The organism is Stieleria mannarensis (assembly GCF_014154935.1).
GTDB classification, from domain to species: Bacteria; Planctomycetota; Planctomycetia; order Pirellulales; family Pirellulaceae; genus Stieleria; species Stieleria mannarensis.
The window spans coordinates 74,845-99,744 of the sequence record NZ_JACEHH010000002.1 but is presented as its reverse complement, the minus strand read 5'-3'; the positions used below and the strand labels follow the sequence as shown (position 1 = coordinate 99,744).

19 protein-coding genes and 1 pseudogene are annotated in these 24,900 nt (G+C 58.3%); 10 read left to right on the top strand and 10 right to left on the bottom strand.

Features of this window, described 5'->3' with window-relative positions:
• The first annotated feature begins 149 nt into the window (after positions 1-149).
• Positions 150-1,499 (top strand): DUF1598 domain-containing protein, encoded by a 1,350-nt coding sequence (locus H1B37_RS01695; protein ID WP_182864883.1) that lies wholly within the window; start codon positions 150-152, stop codon positions 1,497-1,499.
• A gap of 364 nt (positions 1,500-1,863) precedes the next feature.
• Here H1B37_RS01695 and recG read toward each other — a convergent pair whose 3' ends face one another.
• Together recG and H1B37_RS01685 are read right to left on the bottom strand one after the other, a co-directional pair.
• Positions 1,864-4,023: an ATP-dependent DNA helicase RecG gene (gene recG, locus H1B37_RS01690; RefSeq protein ID WP_182864882.1), complete on the bottom strand. Its 2,160-nt coding sequence runs from the start codon at positions 4,021-4,023 to the stop codon at positions 1,864-1,866.
• A gap of 207 nt (positions 4,024-4,230) precedes the next feature.
• Positions 4,231-6,159: a hypothetical protein gene (locus tag H1B37_RS01685; protein ID WP_182864881.1), complete on the bottom strand. Its 1,929-nt coding sequence runs from the start codon at positions 6,157-6,159 to the stop codon at positions 4,231-4,233.
• A gap of 204 nt (positions 6,160-6,363) precedes the next feature.
• Here H1B37_RS01685 and H1B37_RS01680 point away from each other — a divergent pair, with 204 nt between their 5' ends.
• The 8 genes from H1B37_RS01680 to H1B37_RS01645 all read left to right on the top strand — a co-directional run bounded on the left by H1B37_RS01680 (position 6,364) and on the right by H1B37_RS01645 (position 11,296).
• Positions 6,364-6,993, top strand: coding sequence for a BON domain-containing protein (locus H1B37_RS01680; RefSeq protein ID WP_182864880.1), 630 nt, complete (start codon positions 6,364-6,366; stop codon positions 6,991-6,993).
• Positions 6,994-7,080: 87 nt separating this feature from the next.
• The gene (locus H1B37_RS01675; protein WP_286177310.1) at positions 7,081-7,446 is read left to right on the top strand and encodes an ArsR/SmtB family transcription factor; all 366 of its coding nucleotides are present in this window, start codon (positions 7,081-7,083) and stop codon (positions 7,444-7,446) included.
• 68 nt (positions 7,447-7,514) lie between these two features.
• On the top strand, positions 7,515-8,927 hold the full coding sequence (locus H1B37_RS01670) for a permease (RefSeq protein ID WP_182864878.1): 1,413 nt from the start codon (positions 7,515-7,517) through the stop codon (positions 8,925-8,927).
• Positions 8,928-8,938: 11 nt separating this feature from the next.
• Complete coding sequence (locus H1B37_RS01665; RefSeq protein WP_182864877.1) at positions 8,939-9,175, top strand: thioredoxin family protein; 237 nt, start codon at positions 8,939-8,941, stop codon at positions 9,173-9,175.
• 27 nt (positions 9,176-9,202) lie between these two features.
• Positions 9,203-9,361, top strand: coding sequence for a hypothetical protein (locus H1B37_RS01660; RefSeq protein WP_182864876.1), 159 nt, complete (start codon positions 9,203-9,205; stop codon positions 9,359-9,361).
• Positions 9,362-9,419: 58 nt separating this feature from the next.
• Positions 9,420-10,064, top strand: a complete 645-nt coding sequence (locus H1B37_RS01655) for a nitrophenyl compound nitroreductase subunit ArsF family protein (protein WP_182864875.1) — start codon at positions 9,420-9,422, stop codon at positions 10,062-10,064.
• A 34-nt stretch (positions 10,065-10,098) separates the two neighbouring features.
• The gene (locus H1B37_RS01650; RefSeq protein ID WP_182864874.1) at positions 10,099-10,509 is read left to right on the top strand and encodes a nitrophenyl compound nitroreductase subunit ArsF family protein; all 411 of its coding nucleotides are present in this window, start codon (positions 10,099-10,101) and stop codon (positions 10,507-10,509) included.
• Between the two features lie 40 nt (positions 10,510-10,549).
• Positions 10,550-11,296, top strand: a complete 747-nt coding sequence (locus H1B37_RS01645) for an aromatic aminobenezylarsenical efflux permease ArsG family transporter (protein ID WP_182864873.1) — start codon at positions 10,550-10,552, stop codon at positions 11,294-11,296.
• Positions 11,297-11,381: 85 nt separating this feature from the next.
• On the opposite strand, the pseudogene H1B37_RS01640 reads toward H1B37_RS01645, so the two are convergent.
• From H1B37_RS01640 to H1B37_RS01625, 4 genes and pseudogenes are all read right to left on the bottom strand, one after another.
• Positions 11,382-11,576: pseudogene (locus H1B37_RS01640) on the bottom strand (ACR3 family arsenite efflux transporter); the annotation flags it as partial.
• 75 nt (positions 11,577-11,651) lie between these two features.
• Positions 11,652-12,017 (bottom strand): hypothetical protein, encoded by a 366-nt coding sequence (locus H1B37_RS01635; RefSeq protein WP_182864872.1) that lies wholly within the window; start codon positions 12,015-12,017, stop codon positions 11,652-11,654.
• A 98-nt stretch (positions 12,018-12,115) separates the two neighbouring features.
• The gene (locus tag H1B37_RS01630; protein ID WP_182864871.1) at positions 12,116-13,426 is read right to left on the bottom strand and encodes an ABC transporter permease; all 1,311 of its coding nucleotides are present in this window, start codon (positions 13,424-13,426) and stop codon (positions 12,116-12,118) included.
• A gap of 16 nt (positions 13,427-13,442) precedes the next feature.
• Entirely contained in the window at positions 13,443-14,930 is a 1,488-nt protein-coding gene (locus H1B37_RS01625; RefSeq protein WP_182864870.1) for an efflux RND transporter periplasmic adaptor subunit, read from the bottom strand.
• A 206-nt stretch (positions 14,931-15,136) separates the two neighbouring features.
• Between H1B37_RS01625 and H1B37_RS01620 the strand changes: the two genes are divergently transcribed.
• Complete coding sequence (locus H1B37_RS01620; RefSeq protein ID WP_182864869.1) at positions 15,137-17,551, top strand: CehA/McbA family metallohydrolase; 2,415 nt, start codon at positions 15,137-15,139, stop codon at positions 17,549-17,551.
• A 138-nt stretch (positions 17,552-17,689) separates the two neighbouring features.
• Here H1B37_RS01620 and H1B37_RS01615 read toward each other — a convergent pair whose 3' ends face one another.
• The 4 genes from H1B37_RS01615 to H1B37_RS01600 all read right to left on the bottom strand — a co-directional run bounded on the left by H1B37_RS01615 (position 17,690) and on the right by H1B37_RS01600 (position 24,645).
• A complete protein-coding gene (locus H1B37_RS01615; RefSeq protein WP_182864868.1) occupies positions 17,690-19,141 on the bottom strand; it encodes a leucine-rich repeat domain-containing protein in 1,452 nt (483 codons plus the stop codon).
• Positions 19,142-19,188: 47 nt separating this feature from the next.
• Positions 19,189-19,779: a hypothetical protein gene (locus H1B37_RS01610; protein WP_182864867.1), complete on the bottom strand. Its 591-nt coding sequence runs from the start codon at positions 19,777-19,779 to the stop codon at positions 19,189-19,191.
• Between the two features lie 73 nt (positions 19,780-19,852).
• Positions 19,853-23,113, bottom strand: coding sequence for an efflux RND transporter permease subunit (locus H1B37_RS01605; protein WP_286177309.1), 3,261 nt, complete (start codon positions 23,111-23,113; stop codon positions 19,853-19,855).
• A complete protein-coding gene (locus tag H1B37_RS01600) occupies positions 23,110-24,645 on the bottom strand; it encodes an efflux RND transporter periplasmic adaptor subunit (RefSeq protein WP_182864866.1) in 1,536 nt (511 codons plus the stop codon). Before H1B37_RS01600 ends, H1B37_RS01605 begins: the two co-directional genes overlap by 4 nt.
• Positions 24,646-24,900 lie beyond the last annotated feature (255 nt).

Below are 24,900 nucleotides of genomic sequence, written 5' to 3'. Positions count from 1 at the left end.
TCAGCGGGTCGAACTTGCGACCAGAATCGGCGGCAACTATTCTCTAGATCAGTCTAGGCCGCCTCCCAACCGACTTTTCCGCCGCACGATGACGCGTCTTTGCGAATCCCCGGCGTCTCAAATCCAATTCCATTCGGAGTAACTTTTCGATGAAACTGAGCCAAGCTCGATTCATGATCGCGATTGCGATGAGCTGTCTCGTTGCGGTCGCCTCGCTGACGACGGCGGGATTCAACAACGGTGGCGGCAATAACGTTGGTGGTGTTTCGATTGATCCGGCCGGCGTGGTTCGCTCGGCAACGGTTCAAGAAAACCAGGAACTCGTCAACCTGCTCCGCAACGAAGTGACCGCACCGGCGGGTGACCTGGCCGCCGCCGCAGAACTGCGAATGGTCTCACTGTCCGGACTCCAAGACGCGATCATTGAAGTCCGCAAGTCGGGCGCCCGGCTGCCGGCCGAGATCCGCTACCTGGCCGGGCTGACCGGTGTGGATTATGTCCTGGTCGATCACGAAAACAACGACTTGATCCTGGCCGGGCCGGCCGAACCGTGGACGCTGTCCGAAACCGGCAGCGTCGTCGGGACCGAAACCGGCGCCGCGATCTTGCAACTGGAAGACTTGGTCGTGGCACTCCGCAACGTCGAAAACTCTCGAGCCCAAGGCATCAGCTGCTCGATCGAGCCGACCACCGAAGGCCGGCAACGGCTCAACGCATTCCTCAGCCGAATCAAACTGCGTCCGGGACAAAACCCGGCCGCGCTCGAAGCCGGCATGAAACAAGCGTTCGGCCCGCAGATGATCAAGCTGACCGGCATCCCCGCCACCAGCCGCTACGCCTGCACCCTCGTCGCGGCCGACTACCAAATGAAACGGCTGGCGATGGCGATCGAAGACTCCCCGGTCAAAGGCCTGCCCAGCTACCTGCAACTGGCACGCAACACCTCTCACGCCGGCAGCATGAATCCGCGTTGGTGGATGGAATGCGAGTACGAAAGCCTGACCCGCAATGAAGAAGGCACGGTTTGGAAGCTGACCGGTCAAGGCATCAAGACGATGACCGAACAAGACGCGATCGCCGCCGACGGTTCCGCATCGAGCACCGAAAAGGCAGACAAGCTGGCTCAGAAATGGGCCACGTCGATGACCGAAAGGTTCGAGCAGCTGGCCAAAGAGATGCCGGTCTTCGGTGACCTGCAAAACCTGATGGACCTGACCGTTGCATCGACTTTGATCGTTCAAGAACAACTGGAAAACCGCTCGGGATTGGAATTGACCGTGCTTCGCGACCAAGAAACCCTCGCGCCGCCGGCATTCGACGCCCCGCAAACGATCGCTCCGGAGTGCAGCTTCATCAAAGGCCGCAGCGGCTGGGTCGTGACGGCCTCCGGTGGCGTTTCGATCAACGCCTTCCAGATCGTTCATGACCAGCAAGTCGACACCTCGCTGACCAACAAGATCGCTTCGGCGCGCAGCGACGCCTGGTGGTGGAACAAGTAGGGCGGGACGATTGCAAATTGCAACGTGAACATTGCAACTTGCAGGTTGGAGGTACCGGCCCCATAGGGTGATCGTCGCACGCAGCGTGACCTACCGACACTTCACCCTCCCTTCCAGCTGTCGTGCGGTTTTTAACCTCTGATTTAACAAACGTTTTCGACTTCACCCTCCCTAAGTGAGGGTCGCGGAGGAGTGAGCGCTCGGAGCGGGGAGGGTTCGTTGTGGCTCGGAAGCACTCTACCACCACCACGAATCGCCCCTCCCCTCGCTACGCTCGACCCTCCCTGCCAGGGAGGGTTAATTCTGAAAACCGCACGACCTCTCGAGCGAGGGTTAATTCTTAACTTGGTGCCGATACCCTTCCCTACGCGACGTCGCCTAGGTCGAGCCGCTTGCCGTAGCGCCGCATCAGTTGCTTCTTGAGCGGCTGCCACTTGGGATCGGACAACTCGGGGTCTTCGTCGATCGTCGCCTGTGCGATCTCGCGGGCGACCTGCAGCACGTCGATGTCGTTCATCACGTCGGCGATCCGCATCGGCGGCAGCCCGCTTTGACGCGCCCCGAACACGTCACCGGGGCCGCGCATTTTGAAATCGGCTTCGGCCAGTTCGAATCCGTCGCTGGTGTCTTCGAACACTTTCAATCGCTCGAACTCCTCCGGTGATTGTTCCCCGTCGGTAAACACACACACGTGACCGGCATGGGTGCCGCGGGAGACCCGTCCGCGGAGTTGGTGCAACTGGGCCAACCCGAAACGCTGGGCGCCCAGGATGGTCATCACAGTCGCATTGGGCACATCGATGCCGACTTCGATCACGGTCGTGCTGACCAAAACGTCCGTCTCTCCGTCGGCAAACGCTTCCATCACCGCACGTTTTTCGTCGCTGGAAAGCCGTCCGTGAAGCAGCCCGACCTGGTATCCTGCCAGCTCACCGCTGCACAGCTCGCGATAGACCGATTCCACCGACGAGACGTCTTCCTCGGTCGTCGCCTCCTCCGCATCCCCTTGCGTCGCAGTGACCTGAGCACTCACCCGGGGCGCGACGACGAACGCCTGGCGGCCTTCATCGAGTTGTTTCTTGACGAACGTCCACCAACGCTGACGCCACTGGTCGCGGCCCAAGTACGTGTTCACGCCGCCACGTCCCGGCGGTTTTTCGCGCAGCGTCGTCAAATCCACGTCGCCGAACATCGTCATCGCAACCGAACGCGGAATCGGCGTCGCACTCATCACCAAGTAATGCGGATCCACGCCGCCGCTGCGGAGTTGAACGCGCTGCCGCACGCCGAACTTGTGTTGTTCATCGATCACGCACAGCCCCAAACTTCTGAACTCGATGCCGTACAGCAGCGATTGCGTGCCGACGAGCAGATCGATTTCCCCCGAGGCCGTCTTTTCGAGCGTCTCACGCCGCTCGGCCGCGCCCTGGGAACCGCACAGCAGCCCGATTCGGACGCGGCTGTCGGCCAACATCCGCGACAGGGTTTGGAAATGCTGCCTGGCCAAGACCTCCGTCGGTGCCATCAACACCGCTTGATGAGAATTGCCGACGGCCAGCATCATCGCGTAGATCGCCACCACGGTTTTCCCGCTGCCGACGTCGCCTTGCAACAACCGGTTCATCGGAAATTGTCGGCCCATGTCGCGTCCGATCGCCAGCATCGCCGCCTTCTGGTCGCCGGTCAATTCGAACGGAAATCGGTTCGTGATCCGCGCATCCAACATCGCCGATGTCGGCAGCGGCGTGGATCGCAAGTCCGTCGTCAGCTTGCGACGACGCATCGCCAGGGCAAGTTGCATGACCAGCAATTCTTGAAAGACGAACCGCGTTCGCGCCGCGGTCAGGTCGCTTGCGTCGGCCGGCCAATGGATGCTGCGGATCGCATGGTGAATGTCCGGCAATGGAATCCGCAGATCGATTTCCGCTGCACGCAACGCCTGGGTCGCTTGGTCGCGCAGGTCGCTCGGCAAGACTTCGGTCAGCGACCCGCACAGCGCGTCGATCGCCGTGCTGACATAGCGCCGCATTTCGTTTTGTTTGACGCCTTCGGTCAGCGGATAGATCGGCAAGATTTTGGGCTTTGCGATCCCCTCATCCTCTTCCAACAACGTCACCTTGGGATGCACAAATTCCCAGCGCAGCCCGTTCAGCTTCGGTTCGCCGCTGATCATGACGCGGCGGTCAAAGGTGATTTGTTCGGCGCGAAAGGGCTGGTTGAAGAACACGATTCGGACCGCGCCGGACTCGTTCTGCACGACGGCGCCGAAAATCGATTTGCCCGGCGTTCGAGAAACAATCTCGGCGTCGACGATCGTGCCCACCAGCGACGCCGATTGCCCCTCGCGCAGTTGGTCGACCTTGCTCGGTGGCGCCGGGAATTCATAATTTCGTGGGAAACAGAACAACAGGTCGCCGGCGGTCCGCAGCCCGATCTTGGCCAGTTTGTCGGCGCGCATCGATCCGATGCCCGGCAAGAATTGCGCCGGCGTTGCGAGCGTCGTCGGGTTTGAGTTCTCCGTCATCTCACTCCGGTGGGAGAGGCATGCAGATGGGCCGTTTCACTTTGTACAAGAAACGTCGTGCATCGCAGTGCGAACGTAGCGACCTTCGCCAGAAGGTGGATCTCCAGCGGTTTCCACGCTCTGGCGAGCGTAGCTACGTGAGATGATGCTGTCCAGCTAGCCAGACAGCCGCCGCGAGTGACAGGCTAGAAGCCTATCCCACAATGATCAATCATCCAACGGCTCGGCCCGCAAAGTAAAGAATCCGAAGTGGATTCCGTCGGGCTCGTCGTAGCCGAAAAAACCGGTCGGGGCGAAGTATTTTTCAAACTCCGAGAACGGCGGCAACTCGTTTTGATCCAAAAGCTCGGAAAACTTCCGCGCGACGATGTTGTTTTCACCCGCCCGGCGAATCATATTTCGCGAGTTTTCGTCCTTGGCCAGATCATAAATCACGCGGATCCCCTGGGCACCGTCGATGAACGACAGCAAGAACGGTGACTCGCCGTCCAGCTTGCCACCCAATTCACTGGCCACCAAATCATACTCGGGCAACTGGACCAGACGTGGCAAGTTGCCCGCCTCGGCCAGTGCGGCCTTTTCCATGAACTGGGTGCTGTCGGCATAGATCAACCATTTCCCCAGCACCATGAAACTCGGTTCGGGACGCCGCATGTTCTTGGGAAAGTTTTCGCCAGGGCCGCGAAGACGGTAAACGACGTGCCCGCTGATCGAATCAACCTTCATCTGGTTTGGCATGCGATCGCGGATCTGGGCAAGGCTGGACTTCGTTTTGGTCGTGTCCTTCATTTCGAGCGCCAACACGGTAACGCCGCTGTTGAATCGAATGGGCTGTTCCATCCAAGTCACCCGCACCAGTCGGCCGGTGATGTTTTCGAGCAAATCTTCTCGCAGTTTCACGCCCAGTCGTTTTTCGATCGGTGTTTCAACGAGTTCTTGAAGTGCGTCGGTGCGTTGTTGCAGTTTGTCGATCACCTTGCCGACGTTTTCGTAGGCCTTTTCAAAGTCCCAAGTAATCGACGTGTATCCGGCAACGGAATCGGGAACCCAGTTCGGCGGCGTCGTGTCGCCGGTTTCCGGTCGCAACACGCCCAGCACGCCGTCGCGTGGCGGATCGATTTTGATGTGGTAGTGTGCGATGCCTTCGAACACGTCACCGCCGGAAAACGAACTGCCGCCGATCCCGCCGATGCGATTGGCCCCCAAGTCCTGGATGACCGGCCAGATGAATCCGGCCGTCAATGAACCGCTGCGTTTGATCACCCGGTCGACGATGGCGTGGGGATCGACAAAGAACGTCAGTTGCGGCCGCGTTTCTTCGGCACCGATGCAACGTGACATGATCGATCCGAATTTCGCACTGTCGGCCAGCGTCGGTTCGTCGCTCTTTTCCAGCCAATGATTTAGGACGTCTTGCGCGGTCGAATTCCCGACGCCGATCACCAGCGTGCCGTCTCGTTCAAAGAACTCGATCGGCTGCTGACCGTACCGTCCGGGCAACAGACGGATGACCTCGGTCGAGTCGATCTCGCGGACGCGGCGAACGTAGCCGCCGTTGAGGACCTGTTCCTCGAACCGTTCGACGATCGACATCAATTGCGGGATGCTCTTGTCCGCATCGATGATCAGGGTTGCGCCGAAGGAATACAGCTCGCGCCGCTTTTGGCGTTCGCGGCGCGCCTCCAACTCCGTTTGGTCTTCGTTTTCCCTGGCTTGGATCTCGGGCTTTTCGTCTTCATCCTGAGGCTTGACCGGGTGGATCGCAAAGGCGACTTGGCCGTGCGGAATGGCCAACAACTCGTCCAGGTTCACCCCGACCCGATCGCTGATTTCGTCAAACAGATCGCGGGCGGTCGCATAAAACTGATCGGCAAAGGGCCTCATTTTGGGGTCGTCGATCATCTTGCCGATCGACGTCTTGTCCATTTGGGTCCGCAGGTCGTCGGCACTGTCCAGACGGATGTAGACGAGTGTATCACTTGGTAACAAACGCGGTGCTCCAGGGGCAGCGTCGGCATCCGGTTTACTGTCCGCGGCGGTCGCCAGCGGTCCAGCGGCCATCATCAAGCACACCAGCACCGACACGACGGCGGAACGCCGGGGGCGTAATACGAGATCTGGAGGAGAGAGTAACATCGGTTTCGGCATCGTAGATTAGGGGAAAAACGCTGGGAAGATTGGACGGGATGTGACGGCTGATTCGATTTTCCGGGTTCGATCTTGGTTGCAAACGCCCGAAGCCTGCTCGGCTAAATCCGAAACGTTTCAGGGCGCCGGATGTTAAACTAACGTATCAGATCTTGAAATCTGGTTGCCCGCACTATCGTCCAAGGTCCGCTCATGGTCTCCCTGAATCAAATCACTCGCTTTTGCCGCTGGTTCTCGATCGTTGTCTTGGCGAGCGTTTTTGTCGCCGGCAGTGGGGTCGCACAGGCCCAAGATGAGGCGGAAGGTACCGGCGGAACCCAATTCGAAGGCGTCGAACCGGACATGAGTGCCTTTGAAGGCATCGAGCGTGGTGATTCGGTCGGCACGGCCTCCACGCAAGGCTTTGGACTCGCCGCCGAAGCCGGCACAGGCACGGCGGGGCGTGCGACCGGCGGGATTGGCGGCGGTGGCGGTGGTTTCGGTGGCGGCCTGGGAGGCTTGTTTGGTGCCCTGGGCGGTGCCTTCGGAGGCCAAGGCGCCTCGAGCGAAAAACCGATCATCCGCGTTCGACTCCGCTCGGCGATCGACATCCCCCCACGACCGGCAGCCCAGGTTCAACAATCCGCACGTCGGACGCTCGATCGCCTGCCCTACAGCAGCCGCATTCCTGGCGTCAACGTCACCATGGACGGACAAACCGCTATCCTGAGCGGCACCGTCGCCAACGAGAAAGACCGCCGCATGAGCGAATTGCTGATGCGACTCGAGCCCGGCGTCCGCCAGGTTGACAATCAAGTCGTCGTGAATTCGACAGTGAATTGATACCACCGTCCCACGGGTCAGCGTGATCAATCGCTTCTGGTTCCCGAATCCATTTCCGATTCTATTGAGCAAGCCTTAGAATTGCGGTTGCCAAAGCACCAGACACGCAAGGATCCCGATGGGAACCCGATGGACAAGACCGAAACAGCCAAGTACGAAACGCGGGCCAAGGTGCTCAAGGCCTTGGCCCATCCCGCGCGCTTGAAATTGGTCGATGTGCTGTCAGAGCACGATCAGGTGTGCGTTTGCGACCTGACCGAAGCGATCGGTACCGATATTTCGACGGTCTCTCGTCACCTGACGCAGCTGAAGAATGCCGGGATCGTGGAAAGTGAAAAACGTGGCCAAATGGTCTTCTACCGCCTGCGCGTCAAGTGTTTAAGCCAATTGTTCGGTTGTATCGAGTCGGTGGTGAAGTGCCAGGTCGACCAGCAACGGAACGTGCTCTCTTAAGAGCGATTTTTTTTGGCACCTCATTTGCTTATTTGTGCAAATAAGCAAGTATACGATGGGGGTCCAAAATGACTCGAGAATGGAAAATCTTCGCCGCGTTCCTCGGCGTCTTCCTGTTTGCCTACTTCGTCCCCTTGGCGACGCCACAATTTGACGCAGCCTCCGACCCGCTGGCGACAAAGGTGACCGGCGCGATCGTTGAGGCCTTCTTGCTGTTGCAGTGGTACGCCCGCAACCACACGCTGGCATGTGTCGTGCCCGCCCTGTTCATCGCAGGCGCCATCACGACGTTTCTGACGAAAGAAGCGGTGCTGAAACACTTGGGACCGAAGGCGAACAAAGCCGAAGCCTACTCGGTCGCTTCGGTGTCCGGGACGGTGCTGGCGGTCTGTTCCTGCAGCGTGTTACCGATGTTTGCCGGGATCTATCGAATTGGAGCCGGTCTGGGGCCCGCCGCCTGTTTTTTGTACGCCGGGCCGGCGATCAATGTCTTGGCGATTTTTTTGACCGCCCGTGTGCTCGGCTTTGAACTGGGGGTCGCCCGGGTGATCGGTGCGATTGTTTTCGGGGTCATCATCGGATTGTTGATGGGCGTCTTCTTTCGTGAAAGCGAACAGGAGCGGACCGAGGTGACGATGGCGTTGCCCGATCCGCCCGCGTCGAAGCGTCCGCTCTGGCAATCGGCCTCGATGCTTACCGCAATGCTCGCCTTTCTGATCTTCAGCGATTGGTTCAACCCGGGCGACAAGCAGGTGCAATTGACCGATGGCACGCAGTTCGCCGCCACGCTGCAGTACGAGACCTTGGAAACCTATGACCTTCGGCTCAAATCCGCGGTGCTGGGGCACGAGGCTTCCGAAGTGGTTCGATTGTCGAAATCAGAAATCACAAGCATCGAAGACGTCGATACCTGGGTCACACAAATCCACCACCATCGCTGGTATCTCGCCGGCGCGATGGGGATCGTTGTTGCAGTGATGAGTTTGATCTGGCTGGACCGCGAGGATTTTCGTGAGTGGATGGGCAACACCTGGGAGTTCTCCAAGTTGCTGATCCCACTGCTCTTTGGCGGCGTGTTTGTCGTCGGATTCTTGGGTGCCTTGATTCCCGAGAAACAAGTCGCCTCGCTCGTCGGTGACAACAGTCTGTTGTCGAATCTGATCGCGTCGGTCGTCGGATGTTTGTTTTACTTCGCAACGCTGACGGAAGTCCCGATCCTGGAAGCCCTGATGCAAAACGGCATGGCTTCGGGACCGGCGCTCGCGCTGTTGCTTGCGGGGCCAGCCTTGTCGCTGCCGAGCATCTTGGTGATCCGCGGCGTGATCGGAAACAAAAAAACAGCCGTCTTCGTCGCTCTGGTTGTCGTCATGGCGACGGTCGCAGGCATGACCTATGGATCGTTCTTTCCGTCTGAATCGAACCTCGGCATTGAAACCATTGCCGAGCTTTCAAATTCTTCAACCAATCTCCTTGAACCGTAAAGGGAACCATCATGACCAAGATTCAAATTCTCGGAACCGGATGCAGAAAGTGTCTTGCGCTGAAAGAAAACGCCGAGTCGGCGCTCAAGCAGGCCAACGTTGAGGCAGAGGTCGAAAAGATCGAAGACATCAACGAGATCGTCAAATACGGAGTGATGAGCACGCCGGCGCTGGCGATCGATGGCCAAGTCAAGTTTGTCGGCAAGATCGCTTCGCCCGACGAAATCATCCAAGTACTTCCGCAGTAGCGTGTCGCAACCTGTCTGATGATGGAGATGAACCATGTTTTCCAATTCGATCGGTTTTCTGGCCTGACGACCGACGAGGTCAACGACCTGATACCGGTCAAACCCTTGGCGGAGTTCGAACCGGTGATGCGGGAAGCCATGCAAGCCAAGCTTTCCGCCGTCATGGAAAAAATCCGCCCTGCATGAGCCTTGTGCTGAATCGATCACGTGCAAGGCATTCACAAACCGACCAAGGATTGGAACTGTGGACCTTAAAACATCACTATCCATTGCATTGCTTTCGTTTTTCTCGGCAACGATCGTTGTCCTGATCGCCCGTTCGCTCGACAACCAGGCGATTCGCTCGATCGAGCCTCAACTGGCCCGCATTGCCGACCAACTGGAGACGTTGAACTCTGCGGGAGTGTTGACCGCAGCGCCGATCACCGGCTCGAACGCCGTCGAAACCGAAAATGGCGTGGTCGTCAACTATTTCTTCAGCAACACCCGATGCGCCACCTGTCGCGCGATCGAGTCTCAGACACTGGAAGTCGTTCAGTCCGAATTCGCTGCCGAATTGAAAGACGGCACGGTTGGCTGGAAGACACTCAACTATGAAGACGACAACCATTCGCAGCTGAGAGAACAGTTCCAGATTGTCATGCCGGTTGTCGTTCTGACTCGAGTTCAAAACGGTGAGCTGGCTGAGTGGAAACGGCTCGATCAGGTCTGGGGCCTGGTCAGCGACCGCGCGGCGTTTTCGACATTCATCGAACAGGAAATCAATGGCTTGCTGGACGCCGTCAATGTCCCCGACGTCGCAGATGAAGAATCTGTCCTGAGATCAAACACTGCAACGGATGATTCGACGGAAGTCGACACGCCCGTTGATTTGCCTTTACCTGAATAGCCCGACCGATACTCGATTCCGCAGGGAGTTTGTCATGTTACGCGTTCTTGTTTTTGGTGCGGCCGTCGTTGCGAGCAGTGTTGCATTGCCGGCTCATGCCGCCGATCGGCCGGCCGATCGTGTGGTGGCGATGTATTTCCACCGCACCGAGCGTTGCCCGACGTGCAAGATGATGGGCAGCTATTCCGAAGAGGCGGTGAAGAAGGGGTTCCCCGAACAAGTGAAAAACCGGTCAGTTGAATTTCGCACCATTGATTTTCAGCAGCCGAAGAACGCGAAGCTCGCCGAAGCCTACAAGGTAAAGGGTCCGGCGCTGATCATTGCCGACGTCGAAGACGATCGTGTCACGGAGTACAAGGATTTGAAGGACATCTGGGTTAAGGTTCGAAACAAACCCGAATTCCTTGAGTACGTCCGCACCAGCATCCAGGCGTATCTGGATTGATCGCGTCTTGCTGAATCGAATCCCCCAGAGGAACGGAACCATGTTGACGTACTCGCTCTACGCGATCGCGGCTTTGTATCTCGGTGTGCTGACCTCGATCAGCCCCTGTCCGTTGACGACCAATATTGCCGCCATTTCCTACATCGGCAGCAAGGTCGAAAACTCAAAAAGCGTAATTCATGCCGGTGTACTGTACACGATCGGACGCTGCCTGCTGTACGTGACATTGGCGGGGTTGTTGACTTGGACCAGTCTGTCTATTCCGATGGTGTCAGTGCTGTTGCAAACGTACATGCACCTACTTCTTGGTCCGATCTTCTTGTTGCTCGGAATGTTGTTGGCAGGGATTGTGTCGATCAGTTTTGGAGGCGGGTTGCTCAGCGAAGGGATGCAACGTCGCGTCGACTCGATGGGACTCTGGGGAGCGCTCTTGTTGGGTGCGTTGTTCGCGATGTCGTTCTGTCCGACGTCCGCGGCATGGTTCTTCGGCCTCTTGACGCTCACGCTCGGTTCGGATTCCGGAGCGATCACGAGCATGCTGACGCGAATCGGATTGAGTCTTCCCGATGCGACGGTACCAGGAGGATCGTTGGTGTTGCCGTTTGTTTATGGCGTCGGCACCGGGTTGCCCGTCATTCTGGTCGCGTTCCTCTTGGCGTTTAGCGCGAATGCCGTCGGGGCCACGTACAAAGTGCTTGGACAGATCGAATGGTGGGCGCGGATGACGACGGGCTGGATCTTTATCTCACTAGGCGTCTATTTTTCCTTGGTCTACGTGTTCGCGTGATAGGCGAACGAGGCAGGCTTCCGCATGGTGGGAACTGGTGTCGACACAAGTCGTAAGGCTTGTTGAACCCACCAGGAGGGTTTCTTCAATGCTGTCCAGCCAATTCCGGTTCGCTCGGTTCTTTCATTTCGGCGTCTTCGGGAGATTCGGCCGGGAACCAGGCTTTCGTTTTTAGGCAAAATTTGACCAGGGCCAGCATCAAAGGAACTTCGATTAACACGCCCACCACGGTCGCCAGGGCTGCTCCGGAAGACAATCCGTACAACATCGTGGCCAATGCCGGCCCGCTCATCCCCGGCACTTCTCTGTGCGCAAAGCCGGGAAAGAAGGGAGACATCGCAAATTGTGTAGACTCCTATACCTGCCAGTCCTGGTCAAACACTTTCCCTCGAACCCAGACGTTCCACAGGTGCAACCACCCCGCCTGGATCGCAAGCGCAAACACGATCGTCGCTCTGCCGATCGGGATCTGTGCTTCGGCCGGACTCCACTCCATCAAAAAGATCGTCAAAAAACAACCGATCGCCATCGCGATCATCGCCCCGCTGATCATCCACAATGCGCGGAGGTCCGGTCGTCCCGCAAAAATCGCCAGGACGATGGCGATCAACGCCAACACCGGTCCACTGATGACGATCGACTCGACGTCGTACATCGCTGCTGCCGATGCGATCGGCGAACCGATCAAGATCAGCGCGGCGATCGCGATGGCGATCTTCAAACGTCGACTACCGGAGTAAGATTCTGGGGGAAGTGGCGGTGATGCGGGAGCGCTCTGAGGGGCCGCATAGGGGTTGAATTCCGATCCCAGCGATCTCGCTACTCATGACGCAAGGCTTCGATCGGGCTCATGTAGGCTGCACGGCGTGCCGGATAGACTCCGAAGATCAATCCGACGCCGAGGGAAATGAACAGCGACAACAGCACCGACCACAACGCAATCCGAGGTTCCAGAGTATAAACGATCTCCGGCAAGATCTCCGGGGAAACCGCCGACACGAACGATCGCAACGAGCGGAAGAGCGGGCCACACATCAATCCGCACAGCACGCCCAACAGACCTCCACTTCCAGTCAGCACCAGCGTCTCGGTCAAGAATTGCTGAATGATGTCACTGCGTCTGGCCCCCAAGGCGCGGCGGATCCCGATTTCGCGTGTCCGTTCGGTCACCGTTGCCAGCATGATGTTCATGATCCCGATCCCGCCGACCAACAGCGAAATCCCTGCGATCACCACCAACAAGACGTTGAACATCGTCCGCGTCCGCTCGGCCTGACGCAGCAACTCTTTTGGTACCACGACCGCAAAGTCTTCATTGTCGTGGTACGTCTCCAACAAATGCTTCACGATCGCGGCGGTGACATCGACGTCCTTGATCTCGCGCACCGACAGCGTGATCTGGGTCAGCTCGACAATTTCACCCTTGAAATTAAACCCATCACCGGTGCGTGTCATGATTTGGTCACCGACCCGATGCTGGAACGTTTTCAACGGGATGTAGGCGTCGCTGCTGTATTCGCGTGCATCGAGCGAACCGCCGATCGCGGCGGACGCTTCCCGCGGTTTGGTTTGCCCGATCACCCGATACACGTCGCTTTCGACGCGAACTTTCTGGCCGATCGGGTCTTCCTGTGGGAACAATCGCTTGGCCGTGCCGTCGGCCAGGACGATCACGTTTTCGCGGTCGTCCCGATCGTTGATCCACCGTCCACGGGCGATTTCCAACCGATTCAGCGGCAGATGTTCCGGCGTGCACCCGATCAATTTGGCATCGATCCGCCGATCCTTGACCATCATTTCGCGGCGCAACTCACGGATCGGCACGGACGTTTCGATCGTGGGCACGTTGGACAGGATGCGTCGATAGTCGGCCCGCGTGACGCCGTAGGTCTTCACACGCTGCTCCGCATCCTCGCTCGTTCGCGGTTCGATGCTGCGCACGATGATGTTCTTGGCGCCCAATTCCAAAATCTGTTGTTGGGCGTCATAGCTGACTCCTTCGCCCATCGCGACCAACCAGATCACGGTGGTGGTCCCGATGAAGATGCCCAGGGCCGCAAGCGCCGAACGCAGCTTTTGGACCATCAGACTTTTAAAGCCCAGTTTCAAGGTTTGAACGAGTTTGCCCATCGCCAATCGGCCTCGTTCAAGTTCCGGCGTCCGGTTTGACCAGTTTCTCCCCGCTCGTCTCTACGTCTTCCGTTTTGGCATCCTTTTCCGCAGCGGCCCCCCCCTGCTCGGCGTCTTGCGTCGCAGTCTTTGCCGGTCCCATGGCTTGGCGTTGCGCTTCATCGACGTAGGCCAGCGGATCCAGAACGACCTTCTCTCCCTCGGACAGTCCTGCCGTGACGATGGTGAATTCGTCATTGGTATCGCCCAAGCGGACCAATCGGCGAGTCACGCGTCCGCGTTCTTCCACCCAACAGAAAAACTGGCCGTCGATCTCCACGATGCTGGCTACCGGCACGGTCAACACATCCTGATGATCGGCCAACACGACATCGACGATCGCACTCATGCCCGGCTTCAGCCCTTCGTGCTGTTGCAGTTTGATGATGGTGTCGTACTTCACCAGATTCCCCGTCCACCAACCGGCCGGTTTGGTCACTTCGGCGATCTCGCTGACCTCGCCGACCAACCGCACGTCTTGCAATTCGATCTTGGCGGGCATGCCGACTTTCAATCGATCCACTTTCGATTCGTGGATCCCGACCTTGACCTGCATTTGGCTGACGTCAGGAATCACCAGCAACGTTTGCTGCTCGCGGACCACCGCGCCTTCTTCGATGTCCGGCGTCGATTTCCAGTCCGCCATCGATGGAAAGATCACCATCCCGCCGATCTCCGCGGTGATGGTGCAATTCTTCAGTTGCTCCTTTTCACGTTCCAGGCGGGCCTGTTCGAGCCGCAGCGAGGCATCAAAGGATGCCAGTCGGGCCTTGGCCGCCCGCAGGTCACTTTGAAGCGTCTGCAATTCCTTTTGCTTCTTGTACTTCTCCAACGCCATCAGCTTGGTCTGTTTCAATTCGAGCGCCTTGCGCGCCGATTCCACCGCAAATTTCTCGCCCTGCAATTGCAGCGGCTTGATCAACCCCTTGGCGGCCATCCGCAGGTTCGACTCATAGCTCAGCTCGGCCTGCTTGAGCGCTTGTTCGGCATCAAAAATTTCTTTCTCGATGGTGCCGCGTTCTTCGACGAAGGTGCCTTCGAGATACTCGGTGATACTTTTTTCGGCGACCGCGACGTCACTTTCGGCGGTGATTTTGTTGGCCAGCGCGTTCTCGTAAATGATCTCCTGGGCCAAGATATTGTCTTCGATCAGCGACGTATCCAGGCGGACCAACTCGTCGCCCGGTTGGACCATTGATCCGGTTTCGATGACCCACAAGACGGTGCTGCCGCCTTTGACCATGCACTTGATTTCTTCATTGTTGCTGCTTTCGACGGTCCCGTTCTCCGTCACCGTGACCTGCAGTTTGCCGCGTGAGACACGATGCGTCAGAATGGACGACTCCTCATCACGCTCCAACGAATTGGTCGCCAGCGTGGTGACCGCGCCGACCGCGCCGAGCAAAACGAGCGCAATGAGCGTGCGTCGTCCCCAGGTCGAAGCGGTCGAGATCGTGTCGGACATCAGATCGTTGCAGAGGTGTGTGGCGGGATCCCGTTTCAAGGAATCGTGCGGACAGAGAATCCCCATTCTACCCGCTGATGGCGTTTTTTTGAGAGCGAAACTGGAATCCGCGAGAATCGAAAAACGGCACGATGCACGCACGGGCGACCAATGCGTTACAAATTGATACCCCGCACACTCCCGAATTGCCCTCCCCAGGACCAGTCATGAACGCCCCTCGCAAAACCACGTCCCCGGTTCTCTTGTCGATCGGTATCGCGATTTGTTTGCTGCAACCGGCGCGACTTGCCAGCGGACAAGACGATTTGGCAATCGTGCATCGTGTGCCGAAACAACCTCTGCTGGCCGCGACGGCGCGATTGATCGAAGCGATGCAGTTCGCCGGTTCGCCCTTGGATGATTCAACCCTTGCCGCGATCCAGGACGCCGACAAACTCGGCACGCCGGCCGAGGTGTCGCGCGCGATCCAATCCGCCCTGGACCCGTTGTGCTTGGCAGCAGTGCACATCAATGCCGAAAGCCGCGTCAAAGTCACCGAGGGCCCGGTGAAGAAGCAACTGATGCAACAGGGTTGGCGCGCATTCCTGGTGAAAGTCCACAACGAAGCCGGCATCACGCCCGAATTGGTCGTCGACAGCCCCAATGCGGCGCCGGTTTATCAGAAAGGCCGCGGCGCCCGTCAACGCCCCCGCAGCGACGAAGATCTGGTCGATCCGAATGAAACCGAGGACCGCTGGCTAGACCTGTCGATGCTCAACCGCGCCCCGCTGAAAAAACAGCTCAGCGGACTGAACCTGGAATACCGCGTCGTCATGCTCGGCAGCCGTGATGCCGGTAAACGCGAAGCCAACATCGCCTTCAACGTCGGCCAGGGGACTCAGGACATCGGGTTTCGAAACAGCGTCGCGATCCTATTCGATTGCCAGAGTGCGGTCGACGTCCAACTGGGAATCATCGACGTTGACGGACAGCCGACGACCGCGTCGTTGTTGATCACCGACGATCAGGGACGCGTGTACCCGAATCCGGCCAAACGTTTGGCTCCTGATTTCTTCTTTCACCACCAAGTCTATCGGGCCGACGGCGAGTCGCTGCTGCTGCCACCCGGCGAGTACAACGTGTCGGTCACGCGGGGGCCGGAATATGTGCCGATCCGACGTCGCATCCGAGTCCCGGACATCGAACGGCATCAAGAGTCCTTTCAACTGAAACGCTGGATCCACATGGCCAAACGCCGTTGGTATTCCGGCGACCACCATGTCCACGCGGCCGGTTGCGCCCACTATGACAGTCCGACCGAAGGCGTCGGCCCGGAAGACATGATGCGGCACTTGTTGGGCGAAGACGTCAACGTCGGTTGTGTGCTCAGTTGGGGTCCCTGCTGGTACACCCAAAAAGAATTCTTCAACGGTCAAACGTCTGCACTGTCGACCGAAGACAACTTGATGCGTTACGACGTCGAAGTCAGCGGGTTCCCCAGCTCCCATGCCGGTCACCTGTGTCTGCTGAACTTGAGCGAAGACGACTACCCGGGCACAAACGAGATCGAGGACTGGCCGAGTTGGACGTTGCCGGTGTTGCAATGGGGCAAACAACAAGGCGGTGTCGTCGGATACAGCCATAGCGGATGGGGATTGGCGCTTCCCGACACCATGCCCGACGGTTCACGCAAGTTTGTCGGACGCCCCTGGGGCGGTGCCAAGGGAGATTGGCGTGGGAAGGCCGCCGACGCGTTGCCAGACTTTGCGATGCCGAAGTTTGACGGGATCGGGGCCAACGAATACATCGTCACGGTCGCCGAAGACGCCTGTGATTTCATCTCCGCGGTCGACACGCCGGCGATCTGGGAACTCAACATCTGGTACCACACACTCAACTGCGGCATGACCGCGCGAATCAGCGGCGAAACCGATTTCCCCTGTATCTACGGTGACCGCGTCGGCCTGGGACGGATCTATGTCCAGCTGGACGAAGATCAACCGCTGGACTATGAAAACTGGATCGCGGGATTGAAGGACGGTCGCAGCTACTGCGGCGACGGACTCAGCCACATCATCGACTTTGCCGTTGATGGTTTGGGAGTGGGGCAAAAGCAATCCGCGGACACGAAGCCGAGTCGTTTGGATTTGAAGCGTCCCGACACGGTGAACGTGACCTTCGACGTCGCAGCGTTGCTCAAGGAAACGCCGACCAAAGAAACCGAGCGGATTCGCAAGTTGCGGATGGACGAAAAACCCTACTGGCACATCGAACGCTGTCGACTCGGTGATTCACGACGCGTTCCGGTGGAAGTGATCGTCAACGGCGAAGTGGTTGATACACGCCAGATCATCGCCGACGGCTCGGTCACGTCACATTCGATCCCGGTTCAAATCGATCAGTCGTCGTGGGTCGCCGTTCGCATCCTGCCCTCGGTCCACACCAATCCGGTCTTTGTTCATGTTGCCGACAAACCGATCCGAGCCAACCGCAAGAGTGCTCAGTGGTGCATCGATGCCGTGGCGGCGTGCTGGAATTCCAAGCGTGGTCAAATCCGCGAATCCGAACGATCCGAAGCGAAAGCCGCCTACGACCGTGCCGCCGAGCGCTATCGCACCATCCTCGCCGAATCGAGCAATTAGTCGTCCCCTCCGTGTTGGAGTTTAGCCTTGAGGCGACCGTCCAGCTTAGGGCGATCGTTTTCTGGTGTCCGATGGCCCTTCCAGGCTGTCGCCCATGGGGCTCTACGCGACGACCTGGAAAGGACGTCGTACAGCTGATCAGTTCCCCGACGCGTTCTGTGCGCAAAGGCGTTCGACGAACGCTTCCGCCTCCGGCGTCAACTTGGCGATCCGGATCGTTGTCAGCTGTTTCAATTCTCCCAGCGGTTGGACATCATCGAGCGTCACCTGGTTGCGATTTCGAACGACCAGAAACGACAATCGCTTCAACTTGGCGATCTCGCGGAACGTCGTCTTGGTCGTATAAAACCGTCCCTGCAGGTCCAACGATCGCAGCGAAAGCCCGTCTGTCAGCCGCAGCGGTGTCGATATTCTGTTGTAGAGCCTCAGTTTCTGCAGCCGATTCATCCGTGCGATGTACTGCCAAACAAACAAATGATTCCGAATCCGCAACTCGATCGGTGGGTTGATGGATGCAACGACTTCCAAGTCATCTTCCAGATTCTCCGCAACGTTGAGATCCAGTTCCTTGAGCCCCAAATCGATCCACGACTGAAGCAGATCTTGGCTGATCGGTGTAGGTGCAATCGACAAGCGGTAACGCCAAAAAAAATCCGCTTGATAGATGAATTCGACGTATCCGTCGAACGTCCCCACCTTCTTCAGCCCCGACGGCAGCCATTCGGTGAGCCCCTTGAGCGTCACCCCGGGACTGCTCACGTCCGCGCTGTTGAAAATGTCGATCCGGCCAAATTTACGATGATCGATCAATTGCAGTCGTCGGTCGTCGACGGTGCAGCGTTGAAGATCAAGTTCTCGCGCCCGAATCGTATTGAGCGCGAGGCATGCTTCGTCGGTTAATTCGCAATCACGCAACAGCAACTTGTCGACGCGCGACGTGTCCGTGCGACAAAACAGTTGAATCTCCTCGGCGTCGAAATCCCACAGAAAACAAGATCCGACCGGTTGTAGGTGTTCGATCGAGCTGAGTTGCCGCATCACGCCGCCAGTCATGCGAGACGACTTTTGGTTGTAATACTCAGCAGAAAACACCAGTCGCTGCAACAGCGGTAACTCTCCCAATCGTCCGACTTTGGCTGGGGCGATTCGTGTGTCGTGGATGTCCAACGCTTCGAGTGATTGACAATCCAGCAAGTGGTCGACCGCGTTGCTTGTCAGGTTGTGATTGCCCCATAATGACATTCGTTTCAGCTGCTTGCACTCAGCCAATTCGGCGACGTCGTCGACACCAATCGCGGTGCGATCCAAGTAAAGTCGCTGGAGTGATTTCAGGTGTTCGATGCCGTCTAGGCCGCCACGCCTGAGTCGACTGTGAGAAAGATTGACCTGCGTCGGCGTCGCAAAAAAATGGCGTGTTTGCCGATGGAAACCGTCCAGAAAGCTTGATCGATAATGCACCTCTCCGCCGAGCGATTCAAAACGTTGGACGATCTCGCGAATCCGCGTCTGTCGCTGATAGACAAAAATTCCGATCGCGGTCACGGCCGCCAGCAGCAACAGCGTTCGAATCGAAAATCGAAGACGTTTCATGGTATCATCGTACCAACAAACGTAGCTACCGTCGCCAGACGGTGCGGCTACGATCCTCGTACAACCTCATTCGCCGCCCGGAACAATCCATGCTTTTGAAGAAAGGAATACGCCCGCCAAAATCGACTCCAATAATCGTCTTCCCAGATCGTCAACTCAGGATACCCAGGCACCAAACACCCTGTGTATTTGTAATCGCGAAAACAATTCACGGGTACCAATCCGGCGCGCTCTGGGTTTCGAGCGATATAATTGACCAAATCCCACAACGCAGACTCCTTTCGCTCGTCGTCTCGGAGCACACGGTCATGTGGTTGGTGTTGCGGTTGAAATCCAATTTTGCCAAGCGCTGAATTCACGTGCTTTCGGAAGTACTTCATCGCCTTCAGCTGGTCTGACGCCGCATCGATGCCAATCCACAATGCATGTAAGTGGTCTGGCATCAGGCAGTAGATCGGGCAGACAAGTCTGTATCGAAACATGGCGTGTGTTAGTAGTTCCCGAAATTTGTACAGGAAGATGGGACGCAGCCAGCCAGTCGCGCGGTCCTGGATCGTCATCGTCCAATGCACAGAGGCGTCGCCCTGATAGTACTCAGGCGAGAGACGGGGCAGATGCTTGTCGTTGTGATTGGTCATTGTTGTTCGATCGTTATTCGTACGGCGCGGGAAACCACCTTCTGGCGAAGGTAGCTACGTTGTGTGGCCGCTGCTACGCGGGGACCGGCACGGCCGGCTCGTCGCTTTGATACTCTCCGATCTCGTCTTCCGATTCGGCGGTCAAACGGCCTCCGGCGCTCCAATACAACGAGTAGGTGACCGGCACGAGGTACAACACAACAACGGTCGCGAATAGTTCACCGAAGGCGATGCTGGTCGCCATCGGGATCAAAATCTGCGCCTGGATCGACGACTCCATCAGGATCGGCACCAGCCCGCCGATCGTGGTGATGGTGGTCAACAGCACCGGCCGAAATCGTCGCGTTCCCGATTCGGTGAGCGCCTGTCCGATCGGCATCCCGCCGCGAACCCGTGAATTGATAAAGTCGATCAGCACAATTGAATCGTTCACGACGATCCCGGTCAGCGCGATGATCCCGTAGAAACTGAACAAGGTCAGCGGCAACCCCATCATCAAGTGCCCGACCACCGCACCGAGCGCCCCGAACGGGATGATCAACATCACCAACAACGGCTGGACAGACGACTTAAACTCGATCGCCAACAAGATGTACATGACAAACAACGCGACGCCGAAACCGCTGAATAAACTTCCCATCGACTCGGCACGGCGTTCTTGCTGGCCTTCCCACCGCACTCGCAACTCCGGATACTTCGCCAGCAATCCGGGCAAGAACTCCGCTTGCAGATCCGCAACGATCTCCTCAGCGTTCCCGGTTTCTTCGTCCAGATTGCTCGACACCGTGATCGATCGGGCTTGATCGATGCGATTGATCTCCGAATAAGCTCGGACGACATCAATTTCGGCCAGCTCGGTGATCGGTCGTTCGATCCCGTCGCTCAACCGGACCCGGACTTCGTCAAAATTGGCCAGCAACCGGCGATCGTCGCGCGGGTAGGTGACCATGATTTTCACCTCGTGGCGTCCGCGTTGCACCCGCATCACTTCTTCGCCGTAATACGCCGCCCGCACGGTTTCGGCCAAGTCGGCCGTCCGCACGCCCATCGCGAACGCTTCGGGTTTGATCCGGAAACGATACTCCCATTTCCCCGGCACCGAGTCATCTTTGATGTCGTAAACGCCTGGGTACTTGGCCAATCGTTCCTTGCACTCCTCGACAGCGGCTTCCAGTTTGTCCACGCTGCGGGCAGGACCGAGCAACTTGAATTCGATCGGTGTTCCTCCGGGGCCGAAGGACCGCGTGCCCAGCGTCAATTCCTCGGTGCCGACGATCGTTCCGACCTCTTCACGCCACTGGGCGACGATGGCCCGGCTGTGCACGCCGCGGCTTTCCGCGTTGACCAGTTCGACCTCGACGCTGCCCTTGTGGCCGCCTCCTCCGGAGGGCATCGGGGATCCGCCGGGGCCGCCGCCGGAGACCGAAGCGCCGACGACACGGTAGGACGTCTTGGCAATCGGCTGTCCGCGTTTCTCATAGCGGTCGGCGATTCTCCAAAAGGCATCTTCGACCCGCTTCGTCGCCGCGTTCGTCACACGTTCGGGTGTCCCATCGGGAAACACCACGGTAGCACTGAGCGTGTTGCCGTCGACCCGAGGAAAGAAATTGAACTGGATGATCCCACTGCGGTACAGACCGCCGGTCAAGATCAACGCAGCAAAACAGAGGGCGACGGCGATCGAACGGTTACCGAGCGACCAACGCAGCGTCGGACCATAAACGCGGTCGATGTAACGGTCCAACAACCACGTCGCCACCTGATTGAGTTTCTGGGCAACCAGCAACAACGGGCGAAACACATACAGCACGACGTTAAAGAATCGAAACACGATGCTTTCTTCGTGCGCCAAGTGGCAGGGCAAGATCGTGATGCATTCGATCAGCGAGACCATCAGGATGGCGATGATCGCGGCCGGCATCACCGCGGTGAACTTGCCCATCGTTCCGCTGACAAACAACAGCGGCGCGAACGCAACCACGGTCGTCAAAACGGCTGTCGTGACCGACGGAATCACCTCCACCGTCCCATCGATCGCCGCGCGTAAGTGCGGTTTTCCCATCTGCCGATGCGCAAACACGTTCTCGCCGACGACGATCGCGTCATCGACCACGATGCCCAGCGCCATCACAAACGCAAACATCGAAATCAGGTTCAACGTCTGGCCGGTCAAATACAAAAAGATGCCCGCGGCGAGGATGGAGAACGGGATTCCAAGTGCGACCCAGAACGCCAGTTTCGGATCTAAGAACAACAACAACAGCGTGAACACAATCACCAGCCCCTGAGCGCCGTTATCGAGCAGCAGGTCCAGGCGTCCCCGGACCTCGACCGATTCGTCGCTCCAGGTCATCAACTGGTATCCCGGTGGCAATTCGGCATGGGCGACGTAGTCCTTGACCGCGTCGATCATCACAAACAAATCTTCCGACGTGCTGCGTTCGACCGACAGTGCCAGCGCGGGTTTGCCATTGATCACGTTGATCGCTGTTGCATCGGTGAACTCATCGCGGACCATGCCGAGGTCGGCGACGGTCAAGACCGCGCCGCTGGATTCGGTGACCAGCGGCAATTCGGACAACTCGTCACCACTGGTGCGTCGATTGTTTCCCCGCAACAACACCTCTTGCGATTGGCTGCGGATCGACCCGGCAGGCAACTCGCGATTCTCCCGACGAATGATCTCGGCGGCCTGACGCAGCGTCAGCCCGTGCGCCCGCAGCGTTTCCTCCGGTATTTCGATGTCGATCTGGTAATCGCGCGCGGCCAAAAAGTCGACTTGCGAGACCGAATCGATCGCCAACAAGTCGTCTCGGATGCGTTCGGCGACCTCGCGTAGATCCAACTGTGCCTGCGACGAGAGTGTGTCGTCGGCGTTCCGCGGGGCGGTTTCGGGGGCCAGCACGCCGACGCGAATCGAAGGACGACGGTTGGTGACCAACGTGACCACGGGGTCTTCGGCTTCAAGTGGAAAGCTGGGGATTCGATCCACGCCCGAACGCACTTCGTCCAAGACGCGGTCGGGCGAACGTGCCCCGGGGATCAATTCCATCAAGACGGTGCAAGAGCCCTCCATCGCCACCGTCGTGACTTTCTTGATGCCTTCGATCGAGCGAACCGCTTCCTCAACCTTCTGACCGATCCCCTGTTCAGCCTCCTGGGGCGCCGCGCCGGGATAGGGCACGGTGACGGTGATCCGGTCGAGTTCGAATTCGGGGAACGATTCCCGGTGCATCGCCCGCAAGCAGAACCAACCGACGATCATGATCGCGACCATACACAAATTTAGTGCGGCGCGATTGTGAATCGACGCGTCAACGATCGACTTCATCATTGTGACCGCCCTCCTTGGCCGGAGCCGCCGCGACGTTTGCCGTCAGCGCCGGGTTTGCCGCCTGGCGGTCCCGATCGTTTGTTAGACGACGGGTCCGCTGACGTGCTGACCGCCATCCCTTCAACCGGTGTCGCCAGGGGTGACGTCACGATCAGGTCACCGGCGCGCAAACCGCCCGACCGCTGATAGGCGACGACGTAGTCGGCGGTCGAATTGGCGACCGCAATCGACTTCTTGTGCAGCTTTCCCGACTGGACCGTCCAAACCGTGTTGCCCGGCTGGATCGCTTCGTGTGGTAAACGAACCAGCGGGATCGGCGGCGTTGCGTGAATCCGCACCTTCACGAACATCCCCGTCATCAACGTGGGCGGTTGCTGAGTGGCGCCACGGCCGATGATTTCTTCACCAAGACTGGCTTGTTGTTCGCCCGAACCGCTCCCAGAATTCTCCTGCGCCGCGACCAATGCATCGCCACGCCCCACCGATTCCAGTTCGGCCAGCTTCATCACCGCCGTCGGATCGTCGACGTGCACGCGGCAAGGCACCATGCGGGTTTGAGCGTCCACGCCGGCGCCGTCATAACGATCCGCGACCGCCCGCCAAGCGAACTGTTCATCACCCAGCGAGTAGATCACGGTGGCCGGTGTTTCGGGGAAATCGTAGCCGCGTTGGTAGTCATCGTCGCTGCCCGCAGGCGAACCGCTTTGCCAAAGCCAATGCATTTGCTGCATGTACAACTTGCAGCTGACGTCCAGCCGCGACGTGTCTTGCAGCACCACGATTGAACCGCCGGCTTGCACGTACCCGTCTTGCTCGACGCTTTCGCTGACGACCACCCCGTCGATCGGAGACTTGATTTCCGTTCGAGCCAAATTCAGTTCGGCCTTGTCCAGATTCGCCTGCACCAGCGCCTTGGCACTTTCCATCCGCAATCGACGCTGTGTCAACAGATTGCGTTGGTCGATTTGGGATTGCAGGGTATTGCGAGTGGTTAATTCCGCTTTTCGAGCACTGTCGACTTCGGAGTCCGACGCGGCACTGCGCAGCATCAGATCTTCGTTGCGTTTCAATTGTCGCACGTCGATGGCAAGTTGCTGACGGGACGATTCGATCTGGTTGTCCGACGCGATGATTTCGGCATCCAGTTCGCGAATCATCGCCTCGGCCTGTGCCAGTTCCTCGGCCAGACGACGCACTTCCAATTGATAGTCGTCCGGTTCGATCCGCAACAACAAGTCGCCTTTTTTGACCGTCCGCCCGCTGCGACAGGCATCGGATTTGTACTGGACCTTTCCCGAAATCTGGGCGGTAAGATCGATCTCGCGATAGGGGACGACCACGCCGTCGACGTCGAAGGCGATGCCGTCCGTGTGCGCGAGCGCCGGCTTGGCCACCACCAGCGGGGGCGGAGCGGGTCTGGGCGGCTGGACCGGGACTTCCGGCGTTCCCATCAAAAAGAAGCCGCCCACCCCGGCGGCCAAAATCCCGATCGATACAAACGTTCGTCCCAGAGCCGGAATCCAGTTTTTCATCAACGACACCCGTAGGTTAAGCGAGCTGTAAACGCGGCGGTGCAATCCTGCTCTTTTTCAACACGCCATCATAGCTGAAGTCTCGCGAGTCCACCGTTGCGTCCACACCAGCCCACCTCCCCATCATTCTGCCCCGAATCATTCTGCCTCCCCACACTCAAATCTCCCCGACACGCGCCGCTCGCTTACCAGGCTGTCGATTTAATCGCAACCGAAACAAGAGTGAGCCGATGGCGCTAGCCACGGGCCTCGAAG